This is a genomic window from Pseudomonas marginalis (genome assembly GCF_008692035.1).
GTDB lineage: Bacteria > Pseudomonadota > Gammaproteobacteria > Pseudomonadales > Pseudomonadaceae > Aquipseudomonas > Aquipseudomonas marginalis.
This window is the reverse complement of sequence record NZ_VTFG01000002.1, coordinates 152,311-167,840: the sequence shown is the minus strand read 5'-3', so window position 1 is coordinate 167,840 and position 15,530 is coordinate 152,311. Positions and strand designations below refer to the sequence as shown.

Genomic DNA, 15,530 nt, shown 5'->3' with positions numbered 1-15,530 from the left:
CTTTCTGTGGCCCCCCCACATTGGACTGCCTGCGACCCTCAGACGCGGAACTGGTCCATCAACCCCTGCTGCTGATTCGCCAGGCTGTTCAACGCCTGGCTCACCCGCGCCGACTCATTGGCCTGTTCCGACAACGACTCGGTCACATCGCGAATGGTCGCCACATTGTGGTTGATCTCTTCGGCCACCGCGCTTTGCTCTTCGGCGGCGCTGGCGATTTGCAGGTTCATGTCGCTGATGACCGTGACCGCATCGCCGATCTGGCGCAGGGCGGTAACGGCCTCGCCGACCTGTTCGACACTGCCCTGGGCCTGGCGATAGCTGTTGCCCATGGAACCGACAACCTCTTCGGTGCCGCTCTGCAATTGTTCGATCACCAGGCGGGTTTCCTCCACCGACTCCTGGGTCCGCCGTGCCAGGTTGCGTACCTCGTCGGCGACCACGGCAAACCCGCGGCCGGCCTCACCGGCGCGGGCGGCTTCGATTGCCGCGTTGAGCGCCAGCAGGTTGGTTTGCTCGGCGATGCCGCGAATCACTTCGAGCACGGAGCCGATCTTCTCACTGTTGGCGGACAAGCCTTCGACCTGGGCCATGGCGGTGCTCATATCGGCCGCCAGTTGGCCGATGTTGGTGGTGGTGCGGTCGATCACTGTCAGGCCGTCGCGGGTAGCCTGGTCGGCATCCCGCGCGGCATGGGCCGCCTGGGCGGCGCTGCGGGCCACGTCCTGGGCGGTGGCGCTCATTTCGTGGGAGGCGGTGGCCACCTGGTCGACCTGGCGGTACTGCTGCTCCATGCCGGCGCTGGTTTGCGTCGCAATCGCGGCGGACTGGTCGGCGGTGCCACGGGCGTCCTGCACCGAGCGTTTGACTTCGGCAATGATGGGTTGCAGCTTGTCGAGGAAACGGTTGAACCAGCCGGCGAGCTGGCCCAGTTCGTCCTGTTTGTCATACGCCAGGCGGCGGGTCAGGTCGCCTTCGCCGCTGGCGATGTCTTCAAGCATATGGGCCACGCCGAGGATCGGTCGGGTCACGCTGCGGGCCATCAGCCAGACCAGGATCAGGCCGATCACGGCGGCCAGCAGGCCCAGGCCCAATTCCAGCAGGGTGCCGCGGGTATTATCGGCGTCCATCTGGGCCTTCAGTGCTTCAGCCGGCCCCATCAGGACTTTTTCCGGTACATCCAGCAATACGCCCCATGGCTTGCCGTCGGGAATCGGCGCGAACGGCGCCAGCACCTTGAGTTGATGGTCGGTGCGCAGGCTGCGGGTCTGTGTCCCGCCGGCCAGGGCGCTGATCAATTGCGCGCCGTTTTGCCTATCGACCTGATCCAGGCGTTTGCTCAACTGGCTGGCGTCCGCGCTGTAGCCGGCAAGCAGACCGGTGGGGCTGAGGATGCTGACCTGGGTCTGGCCGTCATACAGCTTCTGGCTGGCCTGCTGGCTCACGGCCTGCAGGCTGTTGAGGTTGATGTCCACCGACAGCGAAGCGATCACCTTGCCATTGACCGTCAACGGAAACACGATGCTGGTCATCAGCACGTTTTGCCCGTCGATCACATAAAAGTACGGTTCGATCACACACGGCTTGAGGGTGCTGCGCGGGCAGGTGAACCAGGCGTTGGCCGGTTCGCCGCTGGGGCCGACGCGCGTGTCGGACATGTCGCTTTCCGGCAGTGCCATCGACGTCAGCGTGCCCGGCGTCGGCTGCGACCAGTACAGGGCGAAGCGGCCCTTGTCATTACTGCCCAGTTCGGCCTGGCCGGCGAACAACTCATCCTTGCCATCCAGTGCATTGGCTTCGAATACCAGGGACAGCCCCAGCAGTTCCGGATTGGCCTGCAGGGCGGCCTTGACCTGGCGGGTCAGGTCTTCGCGGGTGTCGAAGGCGTCGAGGAAGCGTTTTTCGGCTTGCTCACGCAGGAACAGGACCTGGCGGGAAAACCCATGCCCATATTGGTAGGCGTCCATGAATTGCCGGCGGATGCCCGCGGCCTGCACCTCACCTTGGGCCTCGATGCGAGCCTGGGCCGCTTCATCGAGCATCTGCATGCTGGAAGCCTTGACCTGCTCGGAACTCTGCGCCATGCGGTACAACGACAAACCCACCAGCAGGGTCACGATCCCCAGCAGGCACAGGCCGGCGAGCAGGGTGATTTTCCATTGAATGGAGAGCTGTCTGAGGGACATCGGTACATCCTTACCTGAAAACACATAGAGCCCGGTTATCGGCCGATCTGGCATTTTCTTTATTCAAACGATCAATTTAAACCTGAAAGCGGCGCCGTTTTTTGACATGGGGCGCGACCTGCTGCACAGTGCGCGCCCTCTAATAAGACCACCTTCAAGCCTGCACGCCGGCTGCCATCCGATGGCCGCCCGGGCGCGGGCATGCCTGTTTTGTATGTTTCTGCTTGAGGTAACCATGATTAACGCAGTCATCGCCGCGGTCGGCACCATGCTGGTACTCAGCCTGTCCCGCGTGCATGTGGTCATCGCCATTATTGTCGGCGCCCTGGTGGGCGGCCTGACCGGTGGCCTGGGCATCGAGGCCACGCTCAAGGCGTTCAACGGTGGCTTGGGAGGGGGGGCGACCGTGGCCTTGTCCTACGCTTTGCTCGGCGCTTTCGCCGTGGCGATTGCCAAGTCCGGCCTGGCCCACGCCCTGGCGGACAAGGCCTTGCTGCTGGTCGACCGTCAGGAAGCCAGCGGCGGCAACCACGTCAAATGGTTGCTGATCGGCCTGCTGTGGGTGGTCGCGATTGCGTCGCAGAACATCCTGCCGATCCATATCGCATTTATCCCGTTGCTGGTGCCGCCGCTGTTGTATGTGCTGACCAAATTGCAGTTGGACCGCCGCCTGATCGCCTGCGTGATGACCTTCGGCCTGATCACGCCGTACATGTTCCTGCCGGTGGGCTTCGGCAATATCTTCCTCAACCAGATCCTGCTGGCCAATGTGGCCAAGAGCGGCGTGGACATCAGCCAGGTCAACGCCACCCACGCCATGAGCCTGCCGGCGCTGGGCATGGTGGTCGGGCTGCTGGTGGCGGTGTTTATCAGCTACCGCAAGAAGCGCGTGTATGACCTGGAGAAAATCGAACGGGTCGAGCAAGTGGCGGTGCAGTACAACCCGCTGACCCTGCTGGTGGCCGGCCTGGCGATTGCCTCGGCGTTCATCATCCAGTTGTGGCTGGACTCCATGATCATCGGTGCCCTGGCCGGGTTCCTGATCTTCTCGGTCTCGGGCATCGTGCGCTGGCGCGACACCGACGACCTGTTCACCGAAGGCATGAAGATGATGGCGATGATCGGCTTCATCATGATCGCCTCGTCAGGCTTTGCCGAAGTGCTCAAGGCCACCGGCGACGTCCGCTCGCTGGTGGAAACCTCGGCGGCGTTCATCGGCCATAGCCGTGGGGTGGGGGCGTTGTTGATGTTGCTGGTGGGGCTGCTGGTGACCATGGGCATCGGCTCGTCGTTTTCCACGGTGCCGATCCTGGCGGCGATTTTCGTGCCGCTGTGTGTGCAACTGGGCTTCAGCCCGCTGGCCATCGTGTGCATTGTCGGCACCGCCGGGGCGCTGGGTGATGCCGGTTCGCCAGCCTCGGACTCCACCCTCGGCCCGACCTCCGGCCTGAATATCGACGGCCAGCATCACCATATCTGGGACACCGTGGTGCCGACGTTCCTGCACTACAACCTTCCGTTGCTGGCGTTTGGCTGGTTGGCGGCGATGACGCTCTGATCTACAGATTCACAGGCGCTGGCCGATAACCTCTCAAGTCGCCCAATAAGAGAGAAAAGCCATGCGTCTGAGCCTGAAGGCCAAAGTCCTGTCCCTCGCCGTTGTGCCGGTGTTGCTGTTCGCCGTGGTCATCAGCCTGACCACCGTGTGGATCCTCCAGGGCCAGGCGCGCAACGAGGTGGATGAAACCCGCCAGCGCCTGCTCAACAACGCCAAGGCCACCCTGCAAAGTTATGTGGAAGTGGCCATGACCACCATCAAGCCGCTCTATGACGCGGCCGCCCCCGGCGATACTGCGGCGCGGGCCGAGGTGGTCAAGCTGCTGTCCAACACCAGCTATGGCAAGGACGGATACTTCTTCGGCTACGACTCCGAGACCATCCGCCTGTTCAAAGGCAACAGCCCCGACGGCGTGGGCAAGAGCTTCAAGGACAACCGTGATCCCAACGGTGTCTACGTCAACCGCGACCTGGTCAAGGTCGGCAAGGACGGCACCCACTACCTGCAATACAGCTCGACCCAGCCCGGCCAGACCGAACTGGTGCCCAAGATGGGCTACACCGAATACCTGCCCAAGTGGGACATGGTTATCGGCACCTCGGTGAACCTGGATGGCATCGAAGCCCAGGTGGCGGTGGTCGAAGCCAAAGTGAAAACACGCATGGAAGGCGTGCTGCTGAGCATCCTCGGCGTGGCCGTGGTGGTGTTGCTGGTGATCGCCGCCGTCGGCATGCTGCTGGCCAACACCATTTTGCGCCCGCTGCATTTGATGAAAGCCAACCTCGACGACATCGCTGCCGGTGAAGGCGATTTGACTCGCCGCCTGGCCATCACCAGCCAGGACGAACTGGGCGACCTGGCCGGCGCGTTCAACCGCTTTGTCGACAAGATCCACGGCCTGGTGCGCCAGATCACCGAGATGACCACCCAACTTACCGGCCTGGTCAGCCAGGTGTCCGACCAGGCCCAGCGCTCGGAGCAGGCCATGGAACGCCAGCGTCACGAGACCGACCAGGTGGCCACCGCCATCAACCAGATGTCCTCCGCAGCGCAAGAAGTGGCGCGCAGTGCCCAGGGCGCCTCCGTGGCCGCGCAACAGACCGACGCCGAAGGCCAGGCCGCCAAGCGCGTGGTGGACGGCAGCATTGCGCAGATCCATGCGCTGGTGAATGACATCCGCAGCAGCGGTGTGTCCCTCGACAGCCTGCAGCAGGACGTGTCGTCGATTGTCAGCGTGCTCGGCGTGATCCGCTCGATTGCCGAACAAACCAACCTGCTGGCCCTCAACGCGGCGATCGAGGCCGCGCGGGCAGGGGAGGCCGGGCGCGGTTTTGCCGTGGTCGCCGACGAGGTGCGCGCCCTGGCCAGCCGCACGCAAACCAGCACCCAGGAAATCCAGGGCATGATCGACCGCCTGCAAAAAGGCACCGAGGCGGCCGTGGATGCCATGCGCCGCTCCAGCGATGCCGGCGACGGCACCTCGGCCAAGGCCAACGAAGCCGGGGCGTCCCTGGACACCATGGCCCAGTTGATCGGCACCATCAACTCGATGAACGCGCAGATTGCCAGCGCCGCCGAAGAACAGACTGCCGTTGCCGAAGAGATCAACCGCAGTGTGCATCAGATCGCCGTGGCGGTGGACAGCGTGGCCGATGAAACCCAGTTGGGCGCCCAGACGTCGCGCAGTCTGGCGGATCTGGGCCAACGCTTGGGCCAATTGGTCGGCCAGTTCAGGATCTGATTCTCATAGGTTGAGCGTATGGTTATCCACCGTTAATACGAATATACCTATCACCGCCCCTCAGTGAGACTTGAGCCCCACTCACCACAGGGGCTCACCTCATGCTACTTCCCGACCCGCTTCAGCGCCTGGCTGAACTCGACACCAATACGGTCTCCGACGCACTGGATTTCCTGCAACTGCCGGGCGCAGTGGTGGGCATCCGCCCATTGTGGGACTGCCCCAAGGTGGTGGGCCGGGCCAGCACGGTCAAGCTGGCGCCCAAGACTGACGCCGCGCCCGCCGTGCACCTGATTTCCCCGGTGATCGACGCGATCACCACCGACGACCGTGTGCTGGTGATCGCCGGTGGGCTGGAGGGGATCTCCTGCTGGGGCGACATCATCGCCAATGCCGCCGTGGCCAGGCGCATTCGTGGCTCGGTGATCGACGGTTGCAGTCGCGATATCGACGGCAGTGCGTCCATCGGCTACCCGGTCTATGGCCGTGGGGTCACCATGATCAGCGCGCGCAATCGGGTGGTGCAGGTCGATTCCGGCGTCACTGTCAGCGTGGGCGGTGTGAACGTGTCGGAGGACGACTTCGTGATTGCCGACCGCTGCGGCACGGTGTTCATCCCCGCTGCCGTTATCGAGCAGGTGCTGGACCTGGGCGAGCGCATCGCCGCCCGTGAAGCCGGCATGGTCGAGGCCGTGCGCAGCGGCCGCTCGGTGGCCGATGTGATGCACGACAGCCATTTCGAAGCCATCCGCGTGGAGCCTGCCCGATGAACGATCAACACCTTGTCGCCCTGTTTGCCGGGCTCGATACACCGGGTGTGTCGGATGCCATGGATAAACTCGGGATTGCCGGCCAATGCCTGGGCATCGCACCGCTGGATAACTACCGGGGCACCGTGGTGGGCCCGGCGTTTACCGTGCAATACGTCCCGGCGAGTATGCCGCCGGGCTCGGTCGGTGACTTTATCGAAGACGTGCTGCCGGGGGATGTGGTGGTTATCGCCAACGCCGGGCGCAGCGATTGCACGGTGTGGGGTGACATCATGACCCAGTACGCAGGCAGCCGGGGCATTGCCGCTACGGTGATCGACGGGGTGTGCCGGGATGTCAGCAAAGCCCTCGGCGATGGCTATCCGTTGTTCACCAAGGGCCGCTACATGCGCACCGGCAAGGACCGTGTGGAAGTGCTGGCGGTGAACCAGCCGGTGGCGATCAGCGGCGCGCGCGTGTGTGCAAGGGACATTGTGGTGGCCGACGCCAATGGCGTACTGGTGGTGCCGCGTGCCCGTGCCGAGGAGGTGGCGCTTACGGCCCGGCAGATCGAGGCGGTGGAAGCCCGGATCCGCGCGCAGATCGAGGCCGGCAGGACACTCAGGCAGGCGCGTGAGTCTTTGGGCTATCACACCTTGCAGAGGAAGGACGCATGACCATTGAACGCCTGAACACGCGCCTGGCCCAGGCCCGACCGTCTGCCACCTACCGTATCATCGACCGCGTGGCCGCACGCCGCGCCGAGGGCGCAAGCATCATCTCGTTGTGTGCCGGGGAGCCGGATTTCGACACCCCGGAACACATCCGCCAGGCAGGTATCGATGCGATCCGCAACGGCCATACGCGTTACACCCAGGTCGCCGGAGTGCGAGCGTTGCGTGAAGCCGTGGCGCAGAAGTTCCGTCGCGAAAACGGCTTGGACGTCACCTGGCAGGACACCCTGGTCAGCAACGGCGGCAAGCATGTGATCTACAACGCCCTGGCCGCCACCTTGAATGCAGGCGACGAGGTGATCGTGCCCGCGCCGTATTGGGTCAGCTACCCGGAAATGGTCGAACTGTGCGGCGGTACCGCAAGGATTTTGCCGTGCGCCGCCCGGCAGGGGTTCAAGCTGACCGCGGCGGCGCTGGAGCAGGCGGTCACCCCCCGCACGCGCTGGCTGATCCTCAACTCACCGTCCAACCCGACCGGCGCCGTGTACAGCCGGCTGGAGTTGCAGGCCCTGGCGCAGGTGCTGTTGAAACATCCCCATGTGCTGGTGCTGGCGGACGATATCTACGAGCACTTGCTGTTCGGCGGGCAAACCTTCCACACTCTGGCGCAAGTCGAGCCGCGCCTGGCGCCACGGGTGCTGACCATGAATGGCGTGTCCAAGGCCTATGCCATGACCGGCTGGCGCATCGGCTTCGCCACCGGCCCGCGCTGGTTGCTGGCCGCCATGGAAAAACTCCAGGGCCAGCAGACGTCGGGGGCCAGTGCGATTTCCCAGCAGGCCGCGATTGCTGCATTGACCGGCCCGCAGGACTTTATCCAGCAGTCACGGGCGTTATTCGAGCAGCGCCGTGACCTGGTGGTGGCCTTGCTGAACGCCAGCCCGGGGCTGGAATGCATGAACCCGGACGGTGCGTTCTATGCCTTTGCGTCCTGCGCCGGCCTGCTGGGCCGCACCACGCCGGCCGGCAAGCGGCTGCATACCGACGAAGACGTGGCCGATGCCTTGCTCGACGAAGCCCATGTGGCCGTGGTGCCCGGCAGTGCGTTCGGGCTGGCGCCGTACCTGCGCATCGCCTACGCGTTGGACGACGCCTCGTTGCGCCAGGCCTGCGAGGCGATCCACCGGTTCTGCGCTGCGACCCGTTAGACGTCGCGCATCAGCAAACCGAAGCGCAGGTCCATTTCGGTCGGCAGGGGCACATACACCGTGTGTCCATCTCCCGGCGCCACATCGATGGCTTCACCCTTGGCGTTGTGCAGGCTGGCCAGGTCAAAGTGGAAGTTGCCGGCGGGGGTCATCAGCTCCAGGTGATGACCCACGGCAAAGCGGTTCTTCACCTTGACCTCGGCCAGTTCGCCGCGGCGCTCGCCGGTCAATTCGCCGACAAACTGCTGGCGCTCGGACACTGAGCTGCCGTTCTGGTAATTCTGGTATTCGTCGTGCACGTGGCGGCGCAGGAAGCCCTCGGTGTAGCCGCGTTGGGCCAGGGATTCCAGGTCAGTCATCAAGTTGCGGTCAAACGCACGACCGGCCACGGCATCATCGATTGCCTGGCGGTACACCTGGGTCGTGCGGGCGCAGTAGAAATGCGATTTGGTGCGGCCTTCGATCTTCAGCGAATGCACGCCCATGTGGGTCAGGCGCTCCACATGCTGCACGGCGCGCAGGTCCTTGGCATTCATGATGTAGGTGCCGTGTTCATCTTCGAAGGCGGGCATCTGTTCGTCGGGGCGGTTGGCTTCCTGCAGCAGGAACACCTGGTCGGTGGGCGCGCCGATCCCCAGTGTGGGTTCCGGTTGATACACCTGGACAATATCGCCCGTGGCGTTTTCCACCGCCGGGGTGGCCTGGTATTTCCAGCGGCAGGCATTGGTGCAGGTACCCTGGTTGGCGTCACGTTTATTCATGTAGCCCGAGAGCAGGCAGCGCCCGGAATAGGCCATGCACAAGGCACCGTGGACAAACACTTCCAGCTCCATGGCCGGTACCTGCTGGCGAATCTCGTCGATTTCTTCCAGGGACAGCTCCCGTGACAGGATCACCCGGCAAATCCCTTGCTGCTGCCAGAACTCGACGCTGGCCCAGTTCACCGTATTGGCCTGCACCGACAGATGGATCGGCATCATCGGGAAGTGCCGGCGCACCAGCATGATCAGGCCCGGGTCGGACATGATCAGCGCATCCGGGCCCATGGCGATCACCGGGGCGAGGTCCTTGAGGAAGGTCTTGAGCTTGGCATTGTGTGGCGCGATGTTCACCACCACGTAGAACCGCTTGCCCAACGCGTGGGCTTCCTGGATGCCGAGCGCGAGGTTGGCGTGGTCGAACTCGTTGTTGCGCACCCGCAGGCTGTAGCGCGGCTGGCCGGCGTAGACCGCATCGGCGCCGTAGGCGAAGGCGTAGCGCATGTTTTTCAGGGTGCCGGCGGGGGCGAGCAGTTCGGGGGCAAGGACGAGAGGCATGGGGATCGGGTCGCAAAAGGCCGCGAGCGTAGCCCAACGTGTACCGGGCTTTATTGATCTGGGTCTACGCTTACCGCAACAAAGATGGCACTCCCGGGATTTGCGGTGGACTAAGCAGCTGGACGCACATGCGCGGCCTGCTTTTCTGACATGGATCGGACATGAATCAAACCAACCTGCAATTCAAGACCCTGCTGCTCCTGCTGGCCCTGGTGACCATCGCCTTTATCTGGATATTGCTGCCGTTCTACGGTGCAGTGTTCTGGGCGGTGATCCTCGGCATCATCTTTGCGCCGATGCAACGTCGCCTGCAGCAGCGCTTCGGCTGGAACCGCAACCTGACGTCCCTGGCCACCTTGATGGTGTGCCTGGTGATCGCGATCCTGCCGGTGATCATTACCAGCGCGTTGCTGGTGCAAGAGGGCGCCACGCTGTACAAAAACGTCGAGAGCGGCAAGCTGGACGTGGCCGGCTATATCGAGCAGTTCAAGAACTTCCTGCCGCCGTACTTCCAGCACCTGCTGGACCGCTTCGGCATGGGCAACCTGGAAGGGCTGCGCGAGAAGATCGTCAAGAGTGCGATGCAGGGCAGCCAGTTCTTTGCGACCCAGGCGTTCAGCTTCGGCCAGGGCACGTTTGATTTCCTGGTGAGTTTTTTCATCATGCTGTACCTGCTGTTTTTCCTGCTGCGCGACGGCCCGGAACTGGTGCGCAAGGTCCGCACAGCGGTGCCGCTGGCCGAGCCGCAGAAGCGTCGGTTGCAGCTCAAGTTCAATCGGGTGGTGCGCGCCACGGTCAAGGGCAATGTGCTGGTGGCCGTAACCCAGGGGGCGCTGGGTGGTTTGATCTTCTGGTTCCTGGACATTCCCAGTGCGTTGCTCTGGGCGGTGCTGATGGCGTTTCTATCACTGCTGCCGGCCGTGGGCGCGGGCATTGTGTGGGGGCCGGTGGCCGCCTACTTCCTGTTGAGCGGTTCGATCTGGCAGGGTGTGGTGCTGGGCCTGTTCGGCGTGTTTGTGATCGGCCTGGTGGACAACGTATTACGCCCGATCCTGGTGGGCAAGGACACCAAGATGCCGGACTACCTGATCCTGATCTCGACCCTGGGCGGCCTGTCGGTATTCGGCCTCAACGGGTTCGTGATCGGGCCGCTGGTGGCGGCGCTGTTCATGTCCAGCTGGGCGTTGTTTGTCGAGAGCAAGCCGCGGGTCAAGTTGCCGTTGCCTTGAGTCTCAGGCGTGCAGGCGGAAGTTCGAGGCTTGCTGCAGTTGTTTTTCGGCGTCAGACAGGGAAGTGAGCGGGCCGCTGATGGCTTCGCCGTCGCGCACCACGTACCAGCAAGCCAATAAACCCAGCTCTCGAAGCGGGGCAGGGACGGCGCTGCCGATGACGGACATGATTTGAACAGTGGGCATAAGGACCTCCAATCGCTATGGAGGTCACCTTACGGGGCACAGGCGCTCAGGAAAAATCATCTGGCTCGATAGTCGACATCAACAAAAGGCCTCAGTCGACCACTTGATCGAGCATGCTCACCACTTCCTGCTCATTAAGCAGGCCTTTGTGCACCAGGTTTTCCGCCAGCAGCGCGAGGAACTTGGCGCTGCGGTGGCCTTCCAGGTGCTTGAGCTCCGTGAGGGCGCTGTAGACCTTGCTGGACGTACACAGGCCAGCGGTGCGGTGCGGATTTTGTGTGGGCATGGTCAGTCGTCCTTGTTGTTATGGAGTGGACAGGATTGATAGTGGGAGTGTGGCGTGACACAAACATGACAGCGTGAGCCCCGTTCGGGCAAGTAGACTTTCGACCTTAATCATGTGGGATTGCAGCCCGGTCATTGTCCTCAGAGCGACCTTGGCAGGATAAATCCGGACGTTACCCACAAGAAAAGGCCCCGCGGGTGGGCGAGGCCTGTTGCATAGCTGACGGTTGAGACTTACCAGCCGCGGCGGTAATAGCCGTGGGGCGGGCCATAGTAGCCACGCGGTGGGCCGTAATAGACCGGCGCCGGGCGGTAATAAACCTCCTGCTGCACGTACACCGGTGGCGGTGGTGCGTAGTAGACGGGCGGCGGCGCGGCATACACCGGCTGCGGTTGCACGTAGACCGGCTGCTGCACATAGACCTCACGGGGCTGGCTGGCCACCACGGAGCCCACTACGGCGGCGCCGACCAGGGCACCCAAGACGGCTGGGCCACCCCATCCACCACCATGGGCGGAGGCTTGGCCTGCCATAGCGAGTGCACCTACCAGCAAGGCGATCTTGGGGATTGTACGAATCATGGTCATTCCTCGGTTAGCCCCTGCGCTTGTGGTCTGCAATCAATAGACTCAAGTAATGTCGCGGGGATACTTTTAAGACAACGTATTTCTGAAAAACAGCACGGCCGCTAGGTAAAGGTTGTGTAAGGTCTGTACCGATTTGCTTACTCAAAGGAGTTATCCATGCAGATGCACCCCAACAAGGACACCCAACTGTGCATGTCGCTGTCGGCCCGCCCTGGGAATTTTGGCTTGCGTTTTCATAACCACTTGTACGAACAGCTGGGGCTGAACTTCTACTATAAAGCCTTCAGCAGCCAGGATTTACCCGGCGCGATAGGTGGTATCCGCGCGTTGGGCATCCGGGGTTGCGGGGTGTCCATGCCCTTCAAGGAGGCCGCCATTGCCTTAGTGGACGAACTGGACGATTCGGTTCAAGCCATTGACTCCCTGAATACCATCGTCAATACCAATGGCCATCTCAAGGCCTACAACACCGACTACATCGCCGTCGAACAATTGCTCAAGACACACGCCGTGCCGCAGGATTCGACCTTCGCCCTGCGTGGCAGCGGCGGTATGGCCAAGGCCGTGGCGAGCGCCTTGCGGGATGGCGGTTACGCCAATGGTGTGATCGTGGCGCGTAACGAAGCGGCAGGCCGGGCGCTGGCGCAGAACCTGGGGTATGAGTGGCAGGCGGAACTGGGCGATTTGCGCCCGCAGATGCTGATCAACGTCACCCCCATCGGCATGACCGGCGGGGCCGAGGCGGATGCCCTGGCGTTCGACGCGGATGCCGTGGATGCCGCGGACACTGTCTTCGATGTGGTGGCGATCCCCGCCGAAACGCCGCTGATCGTGCGTGGACGGGCCAAAGGCAAGCGGGTGATCACTGGGCTGGAGGTGATTGCGATCCAGGCGTTGGAGCAATTCGTTCTGTACACCGGCGTGCGGCCTAAGGATGAACAGTTCCAGGCGGCAGTAGCCTTCGCCCGCAACTGAAGGCCGCTGCTGCTCTAAATGTGGGAGGGAGCAAGCCCCCTCCCACACTGGTTGACCGTGTCAGGCCTGTTCCAGCTGCGCCAATCGCTCTTCCAGAGCTGCAATTCGTGCTTCAAGCTCTTCGATACGATCCAGCGAGACTGCGCCGGCAGAGCGCTCCACCGGGCTTCCCCGCGCCGCGATAATCACCTCGATGTCCGCCGGATCCCCCAGCGCATGGGTATAGCGATCTTCCCGCTGCCCTGCCTGGCGCGGCACCAGCAGCGCCAGCCCGCGGGCGATCAGGCGCTCCAACTGGTGCACCACCTGCTCGGCATCCTCGAAGTCATGCATGCGCCCGCTGCGGGTCAGCAGTTCGTTGACCGTCTGCGGCCCACGCAAGAACATCAGCCCGGTCAGGATCACCTGGGCCGGCACCAGTTCCAGCGCCTTGTCCACGCGATGCTCCCAGCGGTCGGCGCGGCTGCCCATCACCAGGCGCGTGAAGCCTTGGCCTTCCAGCGCACGCAGACTCTGGCCAACCTGGCCCTGGCTCAGGTTCATCACCGGCTCGCGGCTGGTCTTCTGGTTGCAGGCCAGGACCAGGGCGTTGAGGGTCAGGGGATAGGTTTCCGGGTTGGTCGCCTGTTTTTCGATCAGGCAACCCAGGACGCGAATTTCCGTGCTGTTCAGGCGCGGCTCAGGGGTGTCGGTGTCGTGCTCGGCGGTCATCGCGCTTTCCCTATGCTGTGAATGGGGGCGCTCTCAATTAGTTTCCCCAGCGCGGCGGGGAAACTAATTGAGAACGCCCCCGCCTAGCCTAAGCCGGAAAAAATAAAAGACAAGCGCCTGGCGTGTCTATAATCGCCGCTGGTTCCAACCCTGCCATTACCCATGAGACTGCCATGACTATTTCCCTGTACGCCGCCTCCATCCCCGTCTTCAAGCAAATGCTCAGCGCCCTGAGCGATGTGCTGAACAAAGCCGAAGCCCACGCCACCGCCAGGAACATCGAACCCAACGCCTTGCTGCAAGCACGCCTGTTCCCGGACATGTTCCAACTGGTGCGCCAGGTGCAGATCGCCGTCGACTTCGCCAAGGGCGTTTCCGCACGCCTGGCTGAGATCGAAGTGCCGAAATACGAAGATACCGAAGTCACCTTCGCCGACCTGCAAGCGCTGATCGCCAAGGTGCTGGCGTTTGTCGACACCATCAAGCCCGAGCAAGTCGACGGCAAGGAAGGCATCGAGATCATTACCCGCCCAGGCACGCCGAAAGAGAAGCGCTTCAGCGGCCAGTCCTACCTGCTGACCTACGGCCTGCCGCAGTTCTTCTTCCACGTCACCACCGCATACGCCTTGCTGCGTCACAACGGTGTGGAAGTGGGCAAGCGGGACTACATGGGCGCTTTCTAAGGCTCGAAAAAAAGCCCGGGGTGGTTCATTCCTGAACCACCCCGGGCTTTTTTACGCCTGGCGCTTAAGCCGACTGCTCTTCCTTGCCCAGGCACGCGGCCGCGGTAAACAGCACATCGGTGGACGAATTGAGCGCGGTTTCCGCCGAATCCTGCAACACGCCGATGATGAAGCCTACGGCCACCACCTGCATGGCGATTTCGCTGGGGATACCGAACAGGCTGCATGCCAGGGGAATCAGCAGCAGCGAGCCGCCGGCCACACCCGACGCGCCGCAGGCACAGATCGCCGCGACCACGCTGAGCAGCACGGCGGTCGGCAGGTCCACGGCAATGCCGAGGGTGTGCACGGCCGCCAGGGTCAACACGGTGATGGTGATCGCAGCACCGGCCATGTTGATCGTGGCACCCAGTGGAATCGACACCGAGTAGGTGTCTTCATGCAGGCCCAGGCGTTTGCTCAAGGCCAGGTTCACCGGGATATTCGCTGCGGAGCTGCGGGTGAAAAACGCGGTGATGCCGCTTTCGCGCAGGCACATCAGCACCAGCGGGAACGGGTTGCGGCGCAGTTTCCAGAACACGATGGCCGGGTTGACCACCAGTGCCACGAACAGCATGCAGCCGATCAGCACCACCAGCAGGTGGGCGTAGCCGAGCAGGGCGCCGAAGCCCGAAGTGGCGAGTGTCGAGGCCACCAGGCCGAAGATACCCAGCGGGGCGAAGCGGATCACCACGCGCACGATCAGGGTCACACCGTTGGACAGGTCGTCGAGCACCGTGCGGGTGGTTTCGCCGGCATGGCGAATGGCAATGCCCATGCCGATGGCCCAGGCCAGGATGCCGATGAAGTTGGCGTTCATCAGTGCGCTGATGGGGTTGTCCACCACGCTCAACAGCAGGCTTTGCAAGACCTCGCCGATGCCGCCGGGAGCGCTCACGGTGGCGTCATGGGTAGCGAGCACCAGCGATGAGGGAAACCACATGCTGGCAATCACCGCCACCACGGCGGCGGCAAAGGTGCCCAGCAGGTACAGGAACAGGATCGGCTTGATATGGGTTTCCTGGCCGTGTTTATGGTTGGCGATCGACGCCATCACCAGCACAAACACCAGGATCGGCGCCACGGCCTTGAGCGCGGCAACAAATACCTTGCCGATAAACCCGGTGGCCTTGGCCGCCTCCGGCAAGAGCAGGGCCAGCAGGATGCCGGCGATCAAGCCGATGACGATTTGCGTGACCAGGCTGATGCGGGCCAGGCGTTGGAAAAGGGAAGGGGCAGCAGTCATATGAAGGTTGTCTCTAGTTTTTTTAAGGGCACAGCAATGCAGGCGGAAAGGGCTGTAGGAAGCAGGGCGCGAAGTCTAGCATGCCGCTGGACCTGTCCCGGCCGCTGCGGCATTGGGTCGCCGGGGCTTCGCAAAAGCCGGACATACTCTGTTAAG

At 63.0% G+C, this 15,530-nt stretch carries 15 protein-coding genes and 2 pseudogenes; 9 read left to right on the top strand and 8 right to left on the bottom strand.

Going from position 1 to position 15,530, the window contains the following annotated elements:
- Positions 1-38: 38 nt before the first annotated feature.
- Positions 39-794 carry a methyl-accepting chemotaxis protein gene (locus tag FX984_RS33245; RefSeq protein ID WP_371263343.1) on the bottom strand — a complete coding sequence of 252 codons (756 nt, stop codon included), beginning with the start codon at positions 792-794 and terminating at the stop codon, positions 39-41.
- A gap of 102 nt (positions 795-896) precedes the next feature.
- Positions 897-1,043: pseudogene (locus FX984_RS33240) on the bottom strand (HAMP domain-containing protein); the annotation flags it as partial.
- A gap of 1,381 nt (positions 1,044-2,424) precedes the next feature.
- Between FX984_RS33240 and FX984_RS20650 the strand changes: the two are divergent.
- From FX984_RS20650 to FX984_RS20630, 6 genes and pseudogenes are all read left to right on the top strand, one after another.
- Positions 2,425-3,744, top strand: a complete 1,320-nt coding sequence (locus FX984_RS20650; protein WP_186511929.1) for a Na+/H+ antiporter family protein — start codon at positions 2,425-2,427, stop codon at positions 3,742-3,744.
- A gap of 61 nt (positions 3,745-3,805) precedes the next feature.
- Positions 3,806-4,627, top strand: a pseudogene (locus FX984_RS33235) (cache domain-containing protein); the annotation flags it as partial.
- Positions 4,628-4,663: 36 nt separating this feature from the next.
- Entirely contained in the window at positions 4,664-5,485 is an 822-nt protein-coding gene (locus tag FX984_RS33230) for a methyl-accepting chemotaxis protein (RefSeq protein WP_371856068.1), read from the top strand.
- Between the two features lie 101 nt (positions 5,486-5,586).
- Positions 5,587-6,255 (top strand): RraA family protein, encoded by a 669-nt coding sequence (locus tag FX984_RS20640; RefSeq protein WP_092359612.1) that lies wholly within the window; start codon positions 5,587-5,589, stop codon positions 6,253-6,255.
- Positions 6,252-6,911 carry an RraA family protein gene (locus FX984_RS20635; protein WP_098479943.1) on the top strand — a complete coding sequence of 220 codons (660 nt, stop codon included), beginning with the start codon at positions 6,252-6,254 and terminating at the stop codon, positions 6,909-6,911. Before FX984_RS20640 ends, FX984_RS20635 begins: the two co-directional genes overlap by 4 nt.
- On the top strand, positions 6,908-8,116 hold the full coding sequence (locus tag FX984_RS20630; RefSeq protein ID WP_146478353.1) for a pyridoxal phosphate-dependent aminotransferase: 1,209 nt from the start codon (positions 6,908-6,910) through the stop codon (positions 8,114-8,116). The genes FX984_RS20635 and FX984_RS20630 overlap by 4 nt, the downstream gene beginning before the upstream one ends.
- On the opposite strand, the gene trhP is transcribed toward FX984_RS20630, so the two are convergent.
- A complete protein-coding gene (gene trhP / locus FX984_RS20625) occupies positions 8,113-9,432 on the bottom strand; it encodes a prephenate-dependent tRNA uridine(34) hydroxylase TrhP (protein WP_108574785.1) in 1,320 nt (439 codons plus the stop codon). The two genes, FX984_RS20630 and trhP, sit on opposite strands and share 4 nt — an antisense overlap.
- Before the next feature lie 161 nt (positions 9,433-9,593).
- Between trhP and FX984_RS20620 the strand changes: the two genes are divergently transcribed.
- Positions 9,594-10,661 (top strand): AI-2E family transporter, encoded by a 1,068-nt coding sequence (locus FX984_RS20620; RefSeq protein ID WP_108574784.1) that lies wholly within the window; start codon positions 9,594-9,596, stop codon positions 10,659-10,661.
- Between the two features lie 3 nt (positions 10,662-10,664).
- Here FX984_RS20620 and FX984_RS20615 read toward each other — a convergent pair whose 3' ends face one another.
- The 3 genes from FX984_RS20615 to FX984_RS20605 form a co-directional block, all read right to left on the bottom strand.
- Positions 10,665-10,847 carry a hypothetical protein gene (locus tag FX984_RS20615; protein WP_027603151.1) on the bottom strand — a complete coding sequence of 61 codons (183 nt, stop codon included), beginning with the start codon at positions 10,845-10,847 and terminating at the stop codon, positions 10,665-10,667.
- Between the two features lie 91 nt (positions 10,848-10,938).
- Positions 10,939-11,133, bottom strand: coding sequence for a hypothetical protein (locus tag FX984_RS20610; RefSeq protein WP_027603152.1), 195 nt, complete (start codon positions 11,131-11,133; stop codon positions 10,939-10,941).
- Positions 11,134-11,366: 233 nt separating this feature from the next.
- Positions 11,367-11,720 (bottom strand): hypothetical protein, encoded by a 354-nt coding sequence (locus FX984_RS20605; protein WP_027603153.1) that lies wholly within the window; start codon positions 11,718-11,720, stop codon positions 11,367-11,369.
- 156 nt (positions 11,721-11,876) lie between these two features.
- Here FX984_RS20605 and FX984_RS20600 point away from each other — a divergent pair, with 156 nt between their 5' ends.
- A complete protein-coding gene (locus FX984_RS20600) occupies positions 11,877-12,695 on the top strand; it encodes a shikimate 5-dehydrogenase (protein WP_146478354.1) in 819 nt (272 codons plus the stop codon).
- A gap of 60 nt (positions 12,696-12,755) precedes the next feature.
- Here the strand turns inward: FX984_RS20600 and FX984_RS20595 are convergent, their stop codons facing one another.
- Complete coding sequence (locus tag FX984_RS20595) at positions 12,756-13,406, bottom strand: YceH family protein (RefSeq protein WP_027603155.1); 651 nt, start codon at positions 13,404-13,406, stop codon at positions 12,756-12,758.
- A 173-nt stretch (positions 13,407-13,579) separates the two neighbouring features.
- On the opposite strand from FX984_RS20595, the gene FX984_RS20590 reads away from it, so the two are divergent.
- Positions 13,580-14,089, top strand: a complete 510-nt coding sequence (locus tag FX984_RS20590; RefSeq protein WP_027603156.1) for a DUF1993 domain-containing protein — start codon at positions 13,580-13,582, stop codon at positions 14,087-14,089.
- Between the two features lie 64 nt (positions 14,090-14,153).
- On the opposite strand, the gene sstT is transcribed toward FX984_RS20590, so the two are convergent.
- Complete coding sequence (gene sstT / locus FX984_RS20585; protein WP_027603157.1) at positions 14,154-15,374, bottom strand: serine/threonine transporter SstT; 1,221 nt, start codon at positions 15,372-15,374, stop codon at positions 14,154-14,156.
- Between the last annotated feature and the right edge of the window lie 156 nt (positions 15,375-15,530).

What these genes read in the sequence shown, in the direction of transcription:
- FX984_RS20635 (WP_098479943.1), top strand. Translation starts at nt 6,252, where the DNA reads ATGAACGATCAACACCTTGTCGCCCTGTTTGCCGGGCTCGATACACCG.
- FX984_RS33245 (WP_371263343.1), bottom strand. Translation starts at nt 794, where the DNA reads ATGGAGCAGCAGTACCGCCAGGTCGACCAGGTGGCCACCGCCTCCCAC.
- FX984_RS20620 (WP_108574784.1), top strand. Translation starts at nt 9,594, where the DNA reads ATGAATCAAACCAACCTGCAATTCAAGACCCTGCTGCTCCTGCTGGCC.
- FX984_RS20615 (WP_027603151.1), bottom strand. Translation starts at nt 10,847, where the DNA reads ATGCCCACTGTTCAAATCATGTCCGTCATCGGCAGCGCCGTCCCTGCC.
- trhP (WP_108574785.1), bottom strand. Translation starts at nt 9,432, where the DNA reads ATGCCTCTCGTCCTTGCCCCCGAACTGCTCGCCCCCGCCGGCACCCTG.
- FX984_RS20600 (WP_146478354.1), top strand. Translation starts at nt 11,877, where the DNA reads ATGCAGATGCACCCCAACAAGGACACCCAACTGTGCATGTCGCTGTCG.
- FX984_RS20590 (WP_027603156.1), top strand. Translation starts at nt 13,580, where the DNA reads ATGACTATTTCCCTGTACGCCGCCTCCATCCCCGTCTTCAAGCAAATG.
- FX984_RS20610 (WP_027603152.1), bottom strand. Translation starts at nt 11,133, where the DNA reads ATGCCCACACAAAATCCGCACCGCACCGCTGGCCTGTGTACGTCCAGC.
- FX984_RS20605 (WP_027603153.1), bottom strand. Translation starts at nt 11,720, where the DNA reads ATGACCATGATTCGTACAATCCCCAAGATCGCCTTGCTGGTAGGTGCA.
- FX984_RS20595 (WP_027603155.1), bottom strand. Translation starts at nt 13,406, where the DNA reads ATGACCGCCGAGCACGACACCGACACCCCTGAGCCGCGCCTGAACAGC.
- FX984_RS20630 (WP_146478353.1), top strand. Translation starts at nt 6,908, where the DNA reads ATGACCATTGAACGCCTGAACACGCGCCTGGCCCAGGCCCGACCGTCT.
- FX984_RS33230 (WP_371856068.1), top strand. Translation starts at nt 4,664, where the DNA reads ATGACCACCCAACTTACCGGCCTGGTCAGCCAGGTGTCCGACCAGGCC.
- FX984_RS20640 (WP_092359612.1), top strand. Translation starts at nt 5,587, where the DNA reads ATGCTACTTCCCGACCCGCTTCAGCGCCTGGCTGAACTCGACACCAAT.
- sstT (WP_027603157.1), bottom strand. Translation starts at nt 15,374, where the DNA reads ATGACTGCTGCCCCTTCCCTTTTCCAACGCCTGGCCCGCATCAGCCTG.